The following is a 17,725-nucleotide window of genomic DNA, read 5'->3' as shown; positions in this document are numbered from 1 at the left end:
AAATATTATGTCGGGAATTAACAAAGTCATTTTAGTCGGGCATTTAGGCAAGGATCCTGAAGTACGGCATTTGGATGGGGGTGTTACAGTTGCTAGCTTCCCCTTAGCAACTTCAGAAACCTACAATAAAGACGGCAGAAAAATTGAACAGACCGAATGGCATAATATTGTTATGTGGAGGGGCCTGGCGGATATTGCATCGAAATATCTTCAGAAAGGCAAGCTGGTTTATATTGAAGGGAAATTAAGAACACGCTCCTTTGAAGATAAGGAGGGTCATAAAAAATATACCACTGAAGTTGTTGCCGAAAACTTTACCATGCTTGGCAGAAAAAGTGATTTTGAAAACGAACATGGCGACAATTCCCAGCAGAATAAATCAGAAAATGGAATTGCAAAGGAAGACCAGCCAATGAACTATGACAAAGGAACGGCGGCTGATGATGATTTGCCGTTTTAAATCTTTTCAGAATGTATTCATAGAAAATTTAATTAATTCTTAGCCCATAAGAATTCAGGAATGAACATGCCAAATTCCTGAAAATGTTTATTCAATACCATCAAAAGTCATGGCAAATTCCTGTTTAAGATCTATCTCATGGCTTGCTGCTTTTTTTTATTACTTTCATTCTTTATTTTTAAGTGGACTGTATATGAAAAAGCATTTTTTGTTGTCAGGTTTAGCCTGGATTATTGTCTTAGTGGCTTACGGTCAGAAAAATTTATTGTTACGTCATCCTTCAATAAATGGTAACGGATCGCTTATAGCATTTTCTTACCAGGGTGATATATGGACCGTTCCGGTAACAGGAGGCAGTCCGGTCAGGCTTACAATTCACGAAGCATATGAAAGCAACCCTATTTTCAGTCCCGATAGTAAATCAATAGCTTTTTCGGGAAGCCGATACGGCAATAATGATATTTATACCATTCCCGTTGACGGAGGTACATCAAAGCGACTAACTTATCATTCGGCTCCAGATAATATTGCCAGCTGGACGAATGATGGTTCTATCATTTTTACAACAAGCAGGGAATTCCGGCAGATTGAAAGGGATTCTGAAATGTATTCTATTCCATTAACTGGTGGAACCGAGCAGCGAATAACAGATATTCTAGGATTTGAGCCGGTTACTTCCCCGAATGGCCGATTTATTGCTTTTACGCGTGGCGGAAGTAATCCTGTTGCAAGAGAAGACTATAGAGGCTCTTCCGACAGAGAAATATGGATAATGGATACTAAAACCAAGAGCTATAACAAGCTTCCGCTTTTTTCTACCAATGATATAATGCCTCAGTGGAGCAGTGACAATATGCTGTATTTCCTCAGTTCTAATTCAGGTACATATAACCTTTACAGGATTAATATTGATGGTAATGGAAAAGCCTCAGGTAAACCAGAGCAGATCACAAATTATAAGGATGAAGCTATCAGGCATTACGCAATTTCCAAAGATGCATCCAGTATAGTATTTGAAAAAGACATGAATCTATACCTCCTGAAAAACAATAAGGGACCGGCAGAAAAGATCGATATACGAATGAATACTGATGAACGGCTTGATGCTTCAGAAAGCAAAATTTTAACAAGCGGGGCAACCGAATATTCACTCGCACCCAATGCAAAGTTATTTGCATACACCATCCGGGGGGAAGTATTTATTAAGGAAACTGATAAAGAAAAGAACAGAAGCGTTAATATTTCTAATCATGCGTACAGAGATATGAATCCGGTTTGGTTGAATGATTCTTCACTGGTATTCACTTCAGACCGAACAGCCGGAAACTTCAATCTTTTTATGGCCGTTTCCATAGATAAAAATGAAACTAATCTGTTCAGGACACTGAAAACTGAAATCATTCAGATAACCAGTAATTCAGAAGATGAAACATCACCTGTAGTATCTTATGATGGGAAAAAGATCGCTTTTATAAGAGGAAGAGGTAAGCTGATCGTGGCGGATATTTCCGGAAATGGCCAGTTGAAAAATGAAAAAATCTTAAGCGACAGCTGGGCTGCACCCTCAGGAATAGCCTGGAGCCCTGATAACAGGTGGCTGGCTTATTCACAAAGTGATCTATACGCCAACAATGAGATTTACGTGCAGGCAGCTGATAATTCTTCCAGGCCTGTGAATGTAACCATGCATCCCAGGACAGAAAGAAGTCCGGTTTGGAGCCCTGATGGTTCAAAACTCGGTTTCCTTTCCTCAAGAAACAATTTAAGCAGTGACGTTTGGTTCGTTTGGCTAAAGAAAGAAGACTGGGAAAAAGTAAATGAAGACTGGCAGGATGCACCTGCTGCTGTACCGGCTACCGCAGGTAAATCAGTAAAAGCTGGAATTAAGCCTGTTCAAATAGATTTTGAAGGCATCAGTGAAAGAACTGTACAGGTAACCAGCTTCCCGGGCGATGAGGGCGATCTGGCTATTTCTAAAGATGGGCAGACGTTTTTTTATACAGCAACAACCAGCACAGCAAGAGGCAGGGATCTGTACAGTATCAAATGGGATGGAAAAGAATTGAAGGAGCTCAGCAAGGGCGGATCGAATCCCTCTTCTCTGTCGATCGACAATGAAGGTAAATCTGTCTATTTCTTCAGACAGGGTGGTTCACTTGCAAGGATAGATGCAAAAACATCTGTACAGGAATCATTACCTTATTCAGCCAGGTTAAAAATTGATTATCCAACAGAAAAGGAGCAAGTATTTGAAGAAGCATGGAGAGCAATTCGTGATGATTTTTACGACCCCAAAATGCATGGTTATGATTGGAATGCCCTTCATGATAAATACAAGAAAAGAGCAGTCTCCGCGTCAACCAGTGCTGATTTCAGGGATATGTTTAACCTGATGCTGGGTGAACTCAACAGTAGTCACATGGGCTTTAATCCCGCTGACAGAACAGAAACGCAAAGAGAAACAACCGGACTCTTAGGCGCTGAGCTAATTCCTTCATCTGAGGGAATGAAAGTGGTTCGCGTTATCCCTGATGCACCGGCAAGCAGAACAGGCAGCCGTTTAATTCAGGGTGATATGATTACCTCAGTTAACGGAGAGGCCCTTAAAAAGGATGAAAACTTCTATAGCTATCTGACAGGGACAGTAAATGAAAAAGTGTTACTGCAGGTAAAAGGAAGCAATGGGATAAGCAGAGAAGTAGTAATCAGGCCTGTGGCAAGCGAATCTAAAGCACTTTATGATGAATGGGTGGATGAGCGAAGAAAACTGGTTGATAAATACTCAAATGGAAGGTTAGGCTATATTCATATACAAGCTATGAATATGGAAAGCTTCGAGGATACTGAAAGAGAATTCACAGCTGCAGGGTATGGTAAAGACGGTTTGATCGTAGATGTTCGTTATAATGGTGGTGGCAGCACTACTGATTACCTGATGACTGTTCTCAACTATAAGCAGCATTCTTATGCTGTTCCACGGGGAGCCACTGAAGATCTTGAAAAAGACAAACTGAAGTTTCGTGATTACTATCCTGTTGGCGAACGGCTGGTGTTTGCTGCATGGATGAAGCCATCAATAACAATATGCAATGAAAACAGCTATTCCAACGCCGAAATCTTCTCCCATGCATTTAAGCAGTTAGGTATAGGAAAACTAGTGGGTACCCCAACCAATGGATCTGTTATTTCTACAGGTGCAAAAACATTGATTGACGGATCAACAGTACGCATACCCCGCAGAGGCTGGTATGTAAAGGCAACTAATGAAAATCAGGAACTTGGCCCTGCTGTTCCTGATATTATCATAGATAATTCTATAGATTATAAGGCAAAAGGAGTTGATGAGCAGTTGAAGGCTGCTGCTGATGAGCTTATGAAGCAGTTACCAAAAAAATAAAAGTAATTTGCTTTTATTGTTATTCGTTTCCGTAAAAATGCAAAGAGGATTATTACTTTGCCATATCCATGTAATCCAGAGTCAAGCCTGTTAATGCTTTTACTCCAAGCTTGAAAGAGCTTTCGTCGATGAAAAAATCAGGGGTATGATGCGAAGGGGCAGTTTTTGGATCAGCTCCTTTAGGCATTCCTCCTAAGAAGAAAAACAATCCGGGTACTTTTTCCTGAAAAAACGAAAAATCTTCAGCACCGGTTATTGGTGGTATTAACTTCACATTCTCAGCGCCTGCCACCTTTGCAAGGCTTGGAAGCATCTTTTCTGTCAGTGCAAGATCATTATATGTTACCGGATAATGATTGCTGTAAGGTATTTTAACCTCAGCAGTTGCTCCTGCAGCTTCAGCCGTTTTTGTAGCAATAGTTCTGATTCTACTGATCAGTAATTTCTCATCTTCGACACTAAGCGACCTGATAGTACCGAGCATTTCGGCCTGCTCAGGAATAATATTTGATCTGACACCCGCATGAATAGAGCCAATGGTCACTACCCCAGCATTTTCAGTGATATTTAGATTTCGGCTTACAATTGTTTGTAAATTATTAATGATCTGTGCTGAAACAACAATTGGGTCAATTGATGCCCAGGGTGCTGCACCGTGAGCCTGTCTTCCCTTAACAATTATCTGCATATCATTAACTCCTGCCATCATTCCACCCGGACGGTAGGTGATTTTTCCTGCTTCTGTTTGTGCCCAGATATGCAATCCGAATACAACATCAACCTTTGGATTTTCAAGTACACCTTCTTTAACCATTAATTCTGCTCCGCCTTCAACTCCGGGGGCTGAACCTTCTTCAGCCGGCTGGAAAATAAACTTAACACTGCCCTTAAGGTCGGCTTTCATTCCTGCCAGAACTTCTGCAACACCCATCAGCATCGCAGTATGAGAATCATGTCCGCAGGCATGCATTACGCCAACTTCTTGTCCGTTATACTGTGTTTTTACTTTTGATGCAAATGGAAGAGAGCCTCGTTCTGTTACAGGAAGTCCATCCATATCAGCCCGCAAGGCAACTACAGGTCCTGGTTTTCCACCCTTAAGAATACCAACAACACCCGTTCTTGCAACTCCGGTCTTAACTTCCATTCCCAGGCTTTGCAGATGTTTTGCAACAATTGCGGCTGTCCTGGTTTCATTGTTTCCCAACTCAGGGTGTTCATGAAAGTCACGGCGCCATTCAATGACCTTTGATTCTATCTTATCAGCTGCCATACTGACCTTCGTTTTTATTGGACTTATTTGAGAAAATGCAGGTAATGAAAGTAAAAGCAATCCCGCCAGATATGATTTGTTCATGTTAAATGTTTTGAAAATAAAAGTACAGAAAAGAATAAGAAATTCAAGATTCAATCAGATGAATGATTCATCAGATCAGGGATAGGATCTCCTTTAATTTTGAAACGTTTTCAACAGAAGTTTCAAGGGCATGGTAAGGTTCTCCGTTGATCGGATCAATATCGTATTCAATCAATTTTTTTGCGGTAGTATGAAATTCATAAGCAGCAGTTTCATTTGCGATTGCATGCAAATTCAGTTCATTAATACCTGAACCAGGCATAATAGAGATCCTTGAGCCTGCCTGAAGTACCAGTGATTTTAATACTTCAATTCCTTCAAAAGCAAATTCTCTGCCACCGGAAGTAAGCACACGGTGACAACCCAGTTGTATTATGTCCTCCAGACCCCCTTTCATGTCATTACAGCGGTCAAAAGCCCTATGGAAGGTAAACTGCATAGCTCCGGCAAGGGCGATCAGCTCAGAGCACCTGTCGGTGTCGATACTGCCATCCTTCCTGAGGATCCCAATAACAATTCCCTCACACCCAATTTCCCTGCAGCAGATGACATCTTCTTTCATTATTTCAAATTCATTTTTTGAATAAACAAAATCCCCGCCGCGGGGCCTGATTATTGGAAAAAATGGAATTTGAAGTAGTTTCTTACATTGTACTAGCATCCCGTAGGAAGGTGTAGTACCTCCTTCAGCAAGGTTATCACAAAGTTCGATCCTGTCTGCACCGCCAGTTTGAGCAGCCAAAGCAGATTGCCATGAACCCACACAGATCTCCAAATTGTTTAACATAAAAGCACAAATTTATAGGTTCGTATCAGATGAGCTATCTGAAACTTTATCTGTTTCAGGTCGCAGGCCATTCATAAAGGCTGTAAGCTTTTTTGTAAAAACATCAAGATTAGCTGCTGAGGCTTTAAGAGCGGAACATAATTCAGAATTTTCTTTACTAATCGAGTTATCATCTTCAAGGAGACTTACTGCTCCTAATATTTGAGAAACTGGCTGTCTGACTTCATGAGAAACCATAAAAAGCATTTTTTCGAGATTTTTTACGTAGGCCTTCTGCTCTTCCTCAATCTTCTTTCTATCATTGATAGGAATACGCAATGAGAAAAATTCAGTAATTACCCCATTTTCATCATGAATTGGAACAATTGTGCTATCCAGCCAGAAAAATGATCCATCTTTCGCTTTACTCCTTACATCTGAGCGCCAAATTTTTCCACTTTGTATGGTATCCCATAAACCTTTAAAAACACTTGAAGGATGATAATTTGAATTAACAATTCTATGATCCTGCCCAATCAACTCCTCTCGGGAATACTTGCTTACTTCACAAAACTTATCATTGACATAAATTATCTTTCCATCGGGATCAGTTACTGAACAAATGGCATTAAGGTCAATTATCTGCTTATATGCATGCAGGAGCTGCATCATATCTTTTTTTGTTGTACTTCTGTTTTCGAACCATGTCCTCATAAATAATGATTTGGTTTAGGAATAACTGGCGGCTTTCACCAGTAATTTCTGATCATTATCATCACAAACTGCAAAACTGAAACCTTTCTGAATGGCATAAGCTCCATATTTGCCCTTTTTATTTAAGGCCAGAAAACCAACCTGAATTTCTTTTGCAGTATTAGGTTTTTTTCTGATTATTCGCATTACCGCTTCTTTGCAGGCCTCTTCCGGGGGATAACCCTGACGCATCAATTCAACCACAAGAAAACTCCCGACATTACGGATAACCTCTTCACCAACTCCTGTAGAAGTAGCTCCACCAACCTCATTGTCTACGTATAAACCCGCCCCAATGATCGGTGAATCTCCAACGCGTCCGTGCATTTTATAGGCCATGCCGCTGGTTGTACAGGCACCTGACATATTACCCGCCGCATCCATAGCAAGCATTCCAATGGTATCATGATTATATTGATTTCCGGGTAGTTTAGTCGGACTGAATAATCTGTTTTCAATATTTATTTCTGGTTGATACTTCGCATTCTTCAGCCATTCTTTCCAGGCTTTTTCTGAAGAGGGAGTAAGAAGATTTTCCTTTTTGAAACCCTGCTCAAGAGCAAACTGAAGTGCACCAGAACCTACCAGCAAAACATGAGGTGTTTTTTCCATTACAAGTCTCGCAACAGATATAGGATGCAAAATATGCTCAAGAGCTGCTACGCTTCCGCAATTACCCAATTCATCCATAATGCAGGCATCCAGAGTTACACGACCATCACGATCAGGCAATCCTCCGTATCCAACGGATTGGTTATTGGGGTCGGCTTCCGGAACATGTACTCCCTTTTCAACTGCATCAAGGGCTCGGCCCTTATTTTTCAGAATCTCCCAGGCTGCTGCATTGGCTGCGATACCAAAATCCCAGGTGGAAATTACTATTGGTGAATTCAGGACAGCTGAGACTGGGCTTTCTTGAACAAGTTTTGAAAAAGATTTATTCCCTGCCACAATTGACGCTCCTGTAAGCGAAGTGGCAGCCAGAAATTTACGGCGACTGATCATAAATAAATATAGTATAAAAAGATCAGTCTGGAGAATAGTCGTCAGCAAATGGTCTTAAAAAGACTACTGATTATGCTAAAATATAAAATAGAAATCAAGTCAGAATGCTGCCAGAGGACATTACACCGTTGTTTTGATCTTCAGTTCTTTCAATTGTTCATCGGCGATTGTTGAAGGAGAATCGATCATCACATCCCTGCCAGAATTATTTTTAGGGAATGCGATCACATCGCGGATAGAATCGAGTCCGGCGAAGATCGAAACCAATCTGTCGAAACCAAAGGCAATACCACCATGCGGAGGAGCGCCATATTCAAAAGCATCGAGAAGGAATCCGAATTGTTTTTGAGCTTCTTCAACGGTGAATCCCAGATGCTTAAACATCAATGACTGCAGATCTCTGTCGTGGATACGGATCGAACCACCACCTACCTCAGTACCATTCACTACCATATCGTAGGCATTTGCACGGACTTGTCCGGGATTAGTATCCAGCATCGCGATATCTTCAGGCTTAGGAGAGGTGAAAGGATGATGCATAGCATGATAACGCTGGCTTTCCTCATCCCATTCTAATAGTGGGAAATCAAGAACCCAGAGTGGGGCATATACATTCTTATCACGTAAGCCCAAACGGTTACCCATTTCAAGACGAAGTTCGCTCAATTGCTTCCGAACTTTATCAGTCTGCCCGGCCATGATCAGGATCAGGTCACCAGGTTCTGTATTAAATGCTGCAGACCATTTTTTAAGCTCATCTTCATTGTAGAACTTGTCTACAGATGATTTCAAGCTTCCATCAGCTCCATGACGTAAGTAAATTAAACCTGTAGCACCTATTTGGGGACGTTTTATGAAATCGGTCAGCTCATCAATTTGTTTTCTGGTATATTCAGCACATCCCTTTGCATTGATCCCAATAACAAGTTCAGCACTGTCGAAAACAGGGAATCCAACTCCCTTCACAATATCATTAAGTTCAACAAACTGCATGTCAAAACGGGTATCCGGTTTATCAGAACCATACAAGCGCATGGCATCTGCATATTGCATTCTTGGCACCTCTGCCAGCTCAACACCCTTTACATTTTTGAATAACTGACGGATCAGTCCTTCAAAAACATTTAAAATATCTTCCTGCTCAATGAAGGCCATTTCACAATCGATCTGCGTAAATTCAGGCTGCCTGTCGGCGCGAAGATCTTCATCACGGAAGCATTTTACGATCTGAAAATAACGGTCGAAACCAGAAACCATCAACAATTGCTTGAACGTTTGAGGCGACTGCGGCAATGCATAAAACTCACCGGGATTCATTCTGCTTGGAACCACAAAATCACGTGCTCCTTCGGGAGTAGATTTAATCAGAACAGGAGTTTCTACTTCGATAAAGTCTAAACCATCCAGGTATTTTCTAACCTCCTGAGCCATTTTATGGCGTAAAACCAGATTATTTCTTACCGGGTTACGGCGCAGATCAAGATAACGGTATTTTAATCGCAGGTCATCACCACCATCGGTTTCATCCTCGATTAGGAAAGGCGGGAGCTTAGCTGCATTGAGCAATTCAAGCTTTGCAACCTTGATCTCAATTTCGCCAGTATTCATTTTAAGGTTTTTGTTAGAACGCTCAATCACTTTACCTGCCACACGGATAACAAATTCACGACCTAATTCACGTGCCTGAGCTCTCAATTCAGCGTTGTCATCCGAATTGAAAGTCAATTGGGTAATTCCATAGCGATCACGCATATCAACAAAGGTCATTCCTCCCAGATCTCGTGATTTCTGCACCCATCCTGTAAGAGTTACATCTTTATTTAAATCATTTATGGTTAGTTCCCCGCAAGTGTGTGTTCTGAGCATAATTTTGTTCTAATCCGCAAAAGTACAGTTTTTAGAAAAATGATAAGTATTTTATTGAATTTTTGTAAAAACGATAAATTATCTCACCCCAAAGGTGAATTTCAGGTATTTTGCTATGAAATGATTATGAAAAATATAAATAAATGTCCGGGCAAAACAAACGCAGAAACAATACTTTAAACGAGTAAGGATTTGTTCCTGATTAATCCAATGCTTCCCAATCCCATTTGAATAAGCTTTTGGATACAAAAGAAGATCACAGTATAAACTCCCAGGAAAATCAGATTGGTAAATTCAAAAATTCCGTCAAAGGAATATTTAGCTTCATCTATATAGAAAAGATAAGAGAGATAAAAAGACTGCAATGAGTAGTGAAAATACCAATTCAGGTTTGAGTCTTAACATTGCTGATTTTATCATGCCTTGAATGATTTGTTCTAAAATATGAATTTTTCTATATATTTGCCACATCAATAGGGGTGCCTTGTTTGCGAAATCAAACACAAAAACAGGCTGAGAATATACCCATCGATGGAGTAAAAAGTTATAAGTGGTAAGTTATAAGTGGTCTAGAACACTTAAGAATCAAACTCATAATTCTTAACTCCTGAGAGCACCTGATCCGGATAATGCCGGCGTAGGGAGGTACAAGTTAATGAACTGCATATAACCCCATTATGCAGGATTTTTAACTAATTAAACAATTCAAATTGAAAAAGTTATTATTCATCGCTGCGGCGGTACTGCTGCCCTTTATGGCTTCAGCTCAATTTTCTATCAGTGGGAAAATTTCAGACAAAAATTCAGGTTCGGCCCTTATCGGAGCCAGTGTCGGCTTAGAAAATACCTATTCTTCCTCCCGTACAGATGCATCAGGAAACTACACACTTAAAAATTTAAAACCCGGAAATTATCTTGTCAAAGTTAGCTTTCTTGGTTATCAGACCCTTGAACGTTCTATCAGTTTGAACGGAAATATCAGTCTTAACCTTGAACTAATTCAAAACAGTCTTTTAGCCGATGAAGTTTTGGTCAGGGCAACAAGGGCCTCCGAAAACTCTGCAAGTACCTACAGCAATATCAGCAAAGAGCAACTGGAAAAGAATAATCTTGGTCAGGATCTGCCCTTCCTGCTGAATCAGACTCCATCAGTGGTGGTTAGTTCTGATGCAGGAAATGGTGTTGGTTATACCGGGATCCGCATCCGCGGAAGCGATCCAACCCGGTTGAATGTTACTATAAATGGCATTCCGTATAATGACCCAGAAAGTCAGGGAACCTATTGGGTAAACCTGCCCGATTTTGCATCATCTGTTGATAATATTCAGATACAGCGTGGTGTTGGAACATCTACAAATGGAGCAGGTGCCTTTGGAGGTAGTTTAAATATTCAGACTACCACCAAAAGGGATTCAGCATATGCCGAATTGAATAACACCTTTGGATCCTATCAGACTATAAAAAATACGATCAATGCAGGCACGGGTCTGATCAATAATAAATTCAGTTTTGATGGCAGGCTTTCCAGGATCCAGTCGGATGGTTATATTGACCGTGGTTCATCCATGCTGAAATCATACTTTTTAAGTGCTGCCTATTATGGTAAAAAAGACCTGCTTCGCGCTAACGTATTCTCTGGCTCTGAAAAAACTTACCAGGCATGGAATGGTGTCCCGCAGAATTTGCTGAAGACCAATAGAACCTTTAATAGTTTTACCTACGATGACCAGACAGATAATTATGTTCAGGATCATTATCAGCTATTATATTCCCATACGTTTTCATCTGTATTTTCAGCCAATACTGCACTGCATTATACCAAAGGCCGTGGCTATTATGAAGAGTTTAAGGAAGATCAAAATCTTGCTAATTATGGAATTGCACCATTTCCTGCAGGCGGGATCACAAACAACAGAAGCGACCTCGTAAGGCGCCGCTGGCTTGACAATAATTTCTATGGCCTGACTTATTCATTAGACTACCGACCATCAGGAAACATCAGTTACACCCTGGGCGGAGCATATAATGAATATGATGGTGATCATTTTGGCGAAGTGATCAGAGGGCAGTTCATCCCGATAGGAAACAGCATAACACCCTATTACAAAGGGAATGGTTTCAAAACTGATTTTAATACGTTTGCAAAAGCAGAATTCAAACTTGGAAACCTAAACCTGTTTGCAGATCTTCAGTACCGAAGCGTGAATTACAAGGTGAGTGGTACTGATAAGAACAGGATGAACCTTCATCAGAATGATCAGCTGAATTTTTTCAACCCGAAGCTCGGTTTCAGTTATGAAGTCAACAAGAGAAATAATGTGTATGCTTCTATAGCTATAGCTAACAAAGAACCGAATCGTGATGATTATATAAATTCAAGCCTTTCCAATCGGCCATCTGCAGAAAATTTGCTTGATATCGAGACGGGTTACAGGCACAGGGCAGAAAATTTCACTGCCGGGATCAATGCCTATGCAATGTATTATAAAGATCAGCTGGTCCTGACCGGAAAAGTGAATGATGTAGGTGAGTATATCCGTCAGAATGTTGAAAAAAGCTATAGATATGGATTGGAGATGGATACAAAGGTTCAAATAAACAATAGTTTATTCTGGAGTTTAACCGCATCTTTAAGTGATAATAAGATCAAAAATTTCACTGAGTATTCAGATGATTATGATAATGGCGGCCAGATCATAACAAATTACAAAAATACTGATCTTGCATTTTCACCAACATTTATTAGCTCCAGTGAAATCAGTTTTCTTCCATTCAAAAAAACAGAAATTGCCTTGCTGAGCAAATATGTATCTGAGCAATATCTTGACAATACGTCCAATTCGCAACGCAAACTGGATGCCTTTTTTGTCAATGATCTGCGTTTAAGATATAATACATCATTCAAAGGATTAAAAAATATCGGACTGACACTTTTGGTTAATAATGTATTCTCTGAATTGTATGAAGCTAACGGATATACATTCAGTTACATGTATGGAGGAGATTTTACAACGGAGAATTTTTATTATCCACAGGCAACCCGTAATTTTTTACTTTCATTGAGCTTGAAATTTTAATATTTCCTGTCCTAATCCCGTCCCGGATTGAATCCGGGACGGAATGGGACAGAAAGGGAAAGCCTAAATTGTTATCTATGAAAAAATACATCTCTAAATTCCATTACCTGACGCAGGATCTTCCGCATCGGACTCATATTGAACAAGCAGAAATTGCCTGTAAAGCAGGAGCAAACTGGATTCAATATCGTTGTTTTTCAAAAGCTGAGGAGGAGTTGATCCGGGAAATACATCAGATAGCCTCCATCTGCGATGATTGGGGGGCTACGCTGATCCTAACAGACCATTATCATTTACTTGACCAGGTGGATGCACAGGGAGTGCATATTGAAGATATGGATGCTGACTTTTCTGCTATCCGCGAAATAATCAGCGATGAAAAAACATTGGGAGCCTCTGCCAATACCATTGAAGATATTCAAAGGATATATGCCTCGGGTGCTGTAGATTATGCAGGATGCGGACCATTTTCTGTCACAAAAACAAAACCGAATGATTATCCACTGCTGGGAACAGAAGGCTACAAAGAAATTGCTGATAAGATGACAGAACTAGGAATTGATCTTCCATTATTAGCTGTTGGCGGTATTAATTTTGAAGATACCGAAGCAGTTTTAAACACTGGAATTTATGGAATAGCAGTTTCTGCAGCCGTAAACTCTTCGGATTCACCAGGAATTATGATCAGAGAATTTTACAAAAAGATCTATTAGAGCAAAACATTGAAAAGGCTTTGTTACTTTTGATGTATGTCTTCACATCACGTAGTTCGCGAAAAACAGGAGCCCGCTTTACTGATCATAAGCCTTGATGGTTTTGAGAATGAAAATCTGGGACAGATACTGGAATGGAGCCCAACAGTTATCGTTCATGAAGATATTTATGAGCTCGTTGATTCAATGGCATTTAAGGTTGATGCTGTGGTAACAAAGGATCCTGATTTCTATGCACAGGAAAGTACCAGGCTGATCCTTACAGACATTGAACCACTTGAAGATGCCCTGAAATTTCTGGTAGGTGAGCAATACCCGGCAGTGAACATTATTACCAATGAGTTTGTTTTGAAAGACTATGTCCTGTTTGTGGATGATCTGGATATTGTGGTCTTCATTGGAGATAAAAAAATATTTCCGGTACGATCTGGTTTTAGTAAGTGGCAACCCGCCGGAGAAGTAATACAAATACTTCATGAGGTTCATAAGCTCCAAACAAGCGGACTAAGAAAACTAGAAGATCACATACTGGAAACAGAAAAAGACGGTTTCTATTCCCTGACTTTTGAGCAGCCATTTATTTTTATTTCAGAATCTATTTAATATGATTATCAGGCAAGCTTCAGAACTTGACATTCCGGCGATCAATGAACTTGCGGAAAAAATATGGTGGCCAAGCTACCGGAATATCATTTCTGATGAGCAAATCAGTTTTATGCTGAATGATATGTATTCTGCAGAAAGCTTATTAGAACAAATGAACTCAGGGATTGAATTCCTGATAGCTGAAAGAGAGAGTATTCCGATTGCTTTTGCAGGATATTCTCTGACAGATCCGGAAAATCAGGTCTTTAAACTTCATAAGCTCTATGTTCTGCCAACAGAACAGGGCCACGGAACAGGTAAAAAACTAATCGCGCAGGTTTCCTCATTAGCCAAAGCAAAGGGTGGAAAGATCCTTGAATTAAACGTAAACAGAGGAAATCCGGCACATCACTTTTATATAAAGTCAGGCTTTGATATCTACCAGACTGTAGATATCAATTACCATCACTTTGTATTGAATGATTATGTGATGAGGAAAAATCTCTGATTAGCCGCTAAATTACGGTCTGCTGTTTAATTTCGGGATCCTTTTTGGTGTATCAGTTCCTGCAATAATGCTTCTTGAACTTAATGCAATTGCCTTAATTGTTGCCCATATATTAGATACAGCAAGTGTTTCAAATTCATCATTTACGGTATGATAAAACTTATCTATATCGATCTCATCCGTTGAAATCGTATGTGCCGGAACTCCCAGAGCAGCAAGAGTAGCATTATCACTGCGATAAAATAGATTTTGAGCAGGATATGGATCAGGGTGAAATTTGAAATCAGTTCCTTCCAGGTTTTTCTGAAGTATTTCGCCAAAATCTGACCTTTCGTATCCTGTAATAAATGCCGCATTTTTACCAAATTTCGATGCCTTACCGATCATCTCAATATTAAACATAGCAACAACATCATCAGGATTCAATAAGGATGAAAAATGACGGGCACCGAAACCACCAACTTCTTCCGCAGTGAAAGCAACAAATATCAGGGTACGCTCATTATTATTTAATTTCTTATAATATTTTGCCAGAGAGATAACTGCTGTGGTTCCTGAGGCATCATCATCTGCACCATTCGCGATGGAATCACCATCAACTGACTTTACAATACCAAGATGGTCGTAATGAGCAGAGATCAATACCAGTTCCTTTTCTTTCGATTTACCGGGAAGCATTCCTGCAACGTTAAACAAGGGAAGCTCCTCAATGATATTAGATGCACTTACACTATATGAACTTGCATCAGATTCGCCAAGTACAAATACTGCAGCACCCGAATCTTTAACTTTTTCAACGATTCGGCCTCTTGAAAAATTATCTTTCAGACGTTTAAAGATTGCAGCATGCTGATTATCAACCAGTACCAGAACCTGCGTTTTCATTGCACTAATTTCCCTGTATCGCTGTATGAATTGTTCTCCGGCAGCAATACGAATGATGGTATTCCCGGAAGTATTGCTGAATTTTAAGGAAGGCAGATCTGAAATGGCCAATACATTCTGCTGATCAATAAGCTTTCCATTAATTGTGGCACTTATTTCCCCTGCTTTAAACCTCTTAACTTTAAAATCTTGTCTGAAATCATTATCACCATCCAATGGTTTGAGTCCAATCTGCTTAAATTCATTTTCAATAAATTTCGCAGCCTTGTCAATACCCGGGGTAAAAGTACCTCTGCCCTCCATTTCATCAGAAGAAAGTGTTTTTATGATCCGGGCAACATCAGCCTCTTTAACGATCTTCTCAGGTTTCTGAACTGAACAGGATGCCAGAAATAAAATGGCAATTAAGCCTGCGTATATTTTTTTCATATTGTTGCGTTAACCCAATGAATAAATCCATTGGATGAGTTTATTCAGTTTCTATTTAATTTTTGATGATAACCAGTTATTTTTGAACTTGATTTGCTCCGGACTTGCCTTTTCATTTTCCACTACCTCAAGTATATTGCTTTCCTGAAGTTTTAAACTGGCAGTTTTTATTCTGCCTTTATGTTCGAACGTAACTGAAATGCTTTGGCCTGGTTTGTATTTACTGAGGATACTATCAAGCCTTCCGTTCACATCATCATTGCCAATCCTTGAAATATAATCCCCTATATCAATTCCTGCTTCATAAGCCGCGGTTCCCTTGACAGTTGCAGCTGAGACTATATTCCTTCCATCTGTTGGTCTCAAATTCAATCTGAGGTTCCCAATACTTGCCTTTCCGGGTTCAGCTTTCCGAAGCTCCAGCCCGGCATTTGCCAGCAACTTTACATAATCATTCTTTTCAGTACCGTGAATGTACCTATGGAAAAAATCTTCTGCAAACATGGTATTGGTTAGTGTTCCGAGCACATTTTGCAGATCCGGAATTGAATACGGTATTTCAGTTTTCCCATGTTTTTTCCATACAGCCTGCATAAAATCATCCAGTGTCAGATTAAATTCTGACCGTAAACGAAGATCAAGGCCCATGGCGATAAATGCTCCATAGGTATAATAAGAAGTGAAGGTATTGGCATAATTATTCCTGTCGACAGAAACTCCGGCATCCACAAAAACTGCACGACGGCTCATTTGAGGTGCAGAGAAGCTTGAAGCACCTGGTGAATTTAATACTCCATTCAGAATACCGGAAAGTACCCCATGATATTGCTTTTCAGAAAGGAAACCTGCCCTCTTTAAGATCAGATTACCATAATATTGTGTAAAACCTTCTGCAAACCAGAGTTCATTGCTCATATTGGCATGAGAAAAATTGAATGGCTCCAGGGTCTTCGGACGAATGCGTTCCACATTCCAGGCATGGAAGAACTCATGAGAAAAAGTACCCAAAAGATCCTCCTCACTACCAGCGATCTTATTCTGAGTATCACTGATCACAGTTGAATTTCTATGCTCCATACCATCACCGGCATTATCCTGACTTACGTCCTGCAAAAAAGTATAGGTACCATGATCAAACCTGGGCAATTCACCAAAAACTGCTTTTGATTCTTTAACCATACGCTCAACCATTTTCGCATAATTAGATACAACTTCCTTATTATCAATGGCATGTGAACTCAGGCGAATGGTCTGTTCCGTATTATCAGGATTACGGTCTGTCCAGCTCGTTAAATGATGGTCAGAAAGTTCAACCGGACTATCCATAAAATAATTCAGATCAGGAGCTGTATAAGTATCTGTAAGTACTGTAGGTTTTAGTTGAGTGGCAACTTTCCAATTATATTTATTCAGATCATTGAATTTAATTTGAATTGGCCTTCCGGAGAGTACAGGAACCCACATAAAAGCTGCAGGCATATTTAAATGCGCATGAATTTCGTCAATTGCCAGGTAAGTGCCATCTACCCAGTTACCAAAAACGGTATAAGATATTTTAAGGTTTCCATCATGCTTATCCACGCTGTAAACATCACCTTCTACCTGCATTACTGTCAATTCAATCCCTTTCCCATTAAATGCTTTTACAGCATAAACATTCTTACCAAACTCATGGGTAGCATATCTGCCTGGTGAAGACCGGCTCATCCGAAATATTAAGGGACCAGCAGGAACATCGGGAATAAGCAGTTCAACTTCTGCCTCATGATGAACAGCATTTGGAAATGAGATCTTATATTCAAGTGGTTTCTGAGCTGATAAGTTCAGGGTAGTAAATAAAAATACTAGTAGAAAAAGGCTTGTCCTCATTGATCAGTTTAATTGGCGGGATGAAGTTAGAAAAATTGTGGATCAAAAAGAACGT

Annotated in this window: 13 protein-coding genes; 6 read left to right on the top strand and 7 right to left on the bottom strand. The window is 40.0% G+C overall.

The window, feature by feature from the left end; genetic code table 11:
- Positions 1–7: 7 nt before the first annotated feature.
- On the top strand, positions 8–460 hold the full coding sequence (locus tag BLR27_RS06715; protein WP_090702446.1) for a single-stranded DNA-binding protein: 453 nt from the start codon (positions 8–10) through the stop codon (positions 458–460).
- A 193-nt stretch (positions 461–653) separates the two neighbouring features.
- Positions 654–3,857: a S41 family peptidase gene (locus BLR27_RS06710; RefSeq protein ID WP_090702880.1), complete on the top strand. Its 3,204-nt coding sequence runs from the start codon at positions 654–656 to the stop codon at positions 3,855–3,857.
- A 52-nt stretch (positions 3,858–3,909) separates the two neighbouring features.
- On the opposite strand, the gene BLR27_RS06705 is transcribed toward BLR27_RS06710, so the two are convergent.
- The 5 genes from BLR27_RS06705 to aspS form a co-directional block, all read right to left on the bottom strand.
- Entirely contained in the window at positions 3,910–5,214 is a 1,305-nt protein-coding gene (locus BLR27_RS06705) for an amidohydrolase (RefSeq protein ID WP_090702442.1), read from the bottom strand.
- Positions 5,215–5,284: 70 nt separating this feature from the next.
- On the bottom strand, positions 5,285–6,001 hold the full coding sequence (locus BLR27_RS06700; RefSeq protein WP_090702439.1) for a copper homeostasis protein CutC: 717 nt from the start codon (positions 5,999–6,001) through the stop codon (positions 5,285–5,287).
- A 12-nt stretch (positions 6,002–6,013) separates the two neighbouring features.
- Positions 6,014–6,694, bottom strand: a complete 681-nt coding sequence (locus BLR27_RS06695) for a PAS domain S-box protein (RefSeq protein WP_090702435.1) — start codon at positions 6,692–6,694, stop codon at positions 6,014–6,016.
- Between the two features lie 15 nt (positions 6,695–6,709).
- On the bottom strand, positions 6,710–7,738 hold the full coding sequence (locus BLR27_RS06690; protein ID WP_090702433.1) for a N(4)-(beta-N-acetylglucosaminyl)-L-asparaginase: 1,029 nt from the start codon (positions 7,736–7,738) through the stop codon (positions 6,710–6,712).
- A 120-nt stretch (positions 7,739–7,858) separates the two neighbouring features.
- Positions 7,859–9,604 carry an aspartate--tRNA ligase gene (gene aspS, locus BLR27_RS06685; RefSeq protein ID WP_090702428.1) on the bottom strand — a complete coding sequence of 582 codons (1,746 nt, stop codon included), beginning with the start codon at positions 9,602–9,604 and terminating at the stop codon, positions 7,859–7,861.
- Positions 9,605–10,314: 710 nt separating this feature from the next.
- Between aspS and BLR27_RS06675 the strand changes: the two genes are divergently transcribed.
- From BLR27_RS06675 to BLR27_RS06660, 4 genes are all read left to right on the top strand, one after another.
- The gene (locus tag BLR27_RS06675) at positions 10,315–12,681 is read left to right on the top strand and encodes a TonB-dependent receptor (protein WP_317040451.1); all 2,367 of its coding nucleotides are present in this window, start codon (positions 10,315–10,317) and stop codon (positions 12,679–12,681) included.
- Between the two features lie 77 nt (positions 12,682–12,758).
- Complete coding sequence (locus BLR27_RS06670; RefSeq protein WP_090702420.1) at positions 12,759–13,394, top strand: thiamine phosphate synthase; 636 nt, start codon at positions 12,759–12,761, stop codon at positions 13,392–13,394.
- 36 nt (positions 13,395–13,430) lie between these two features.
- Entirely contained in the window at positions 13,431–13,997 is a 567-nt protein-coding gene (locus BLR27_RS06665) for a hypothetical protein (RefSeq protein ID WP_090702416.1), read from the top strand.
- A gap of 1 nt (position 13,998) precedes the next feature.
- Positions 13,999–14,487: a GNAT family N-acetyltransferase gene (locus BLR27_RS06660; RefSeq protein ID WP_090702413.1), complete on the top strand. Its 489-nt coding sequence runs from the start codon at positions 13,999–14,001 to the stop codon at positions 14,485–14,487.
- Positions 14,488–14,499: 12 nt separating this feature from the next.
- Here BLR27_RS06660 and BLR27_RS06655 read toward each other — a convergent pair whose 3' ends face one another.
- Both BLR27_RS06655 and BLR27_RS06650 read right to left on the bottom strand, forming a co-directional pair.
- Positions 14,500–15,801 carry a M20/M25/M40 family metallo-hydrolase gene (locus tag BLR27_RS06655; RefSeq protein WP_090702409.1) on the bottom strand — a complete coding sequence of 434 codons (1,302 nt, stop codon included), beginning with the start codon at positions 15,799–15,801 and terminating at the stop codon, positions 14,500–14,502.
- Positions 15,802–15,852: 51 nt separating this feature from the next.
- Positions 15,853–17,670: a M61 family metallopeptidase gene (locus BLR27_RS06650; RefSeq protein WP_090702406.1), complete on the bottom strand. Its 1,818-nt coding sequence runs from the start codon at positions 17,668–17,670 to the stop codon at positions 15,853–15,855.
- Positions 17,671–17,725: the final 55 nt, after the last annotated feature.

Origin of the sequence: Daejeonella rubra (assembly GCF_900103545.1) — a bacterium.
Lineage (GTDB): Bacteria > Bacteroidota > Bacteroidia > Sphingobacteriales > Sphingobacteriaceae > Daejeonella > Daejeonella rubra.
The sequence above is the reverse complement of the archived record's forward strand: the minus strand, read 5'-3'. Positions and strand labels throughout refer to the sequence as shown.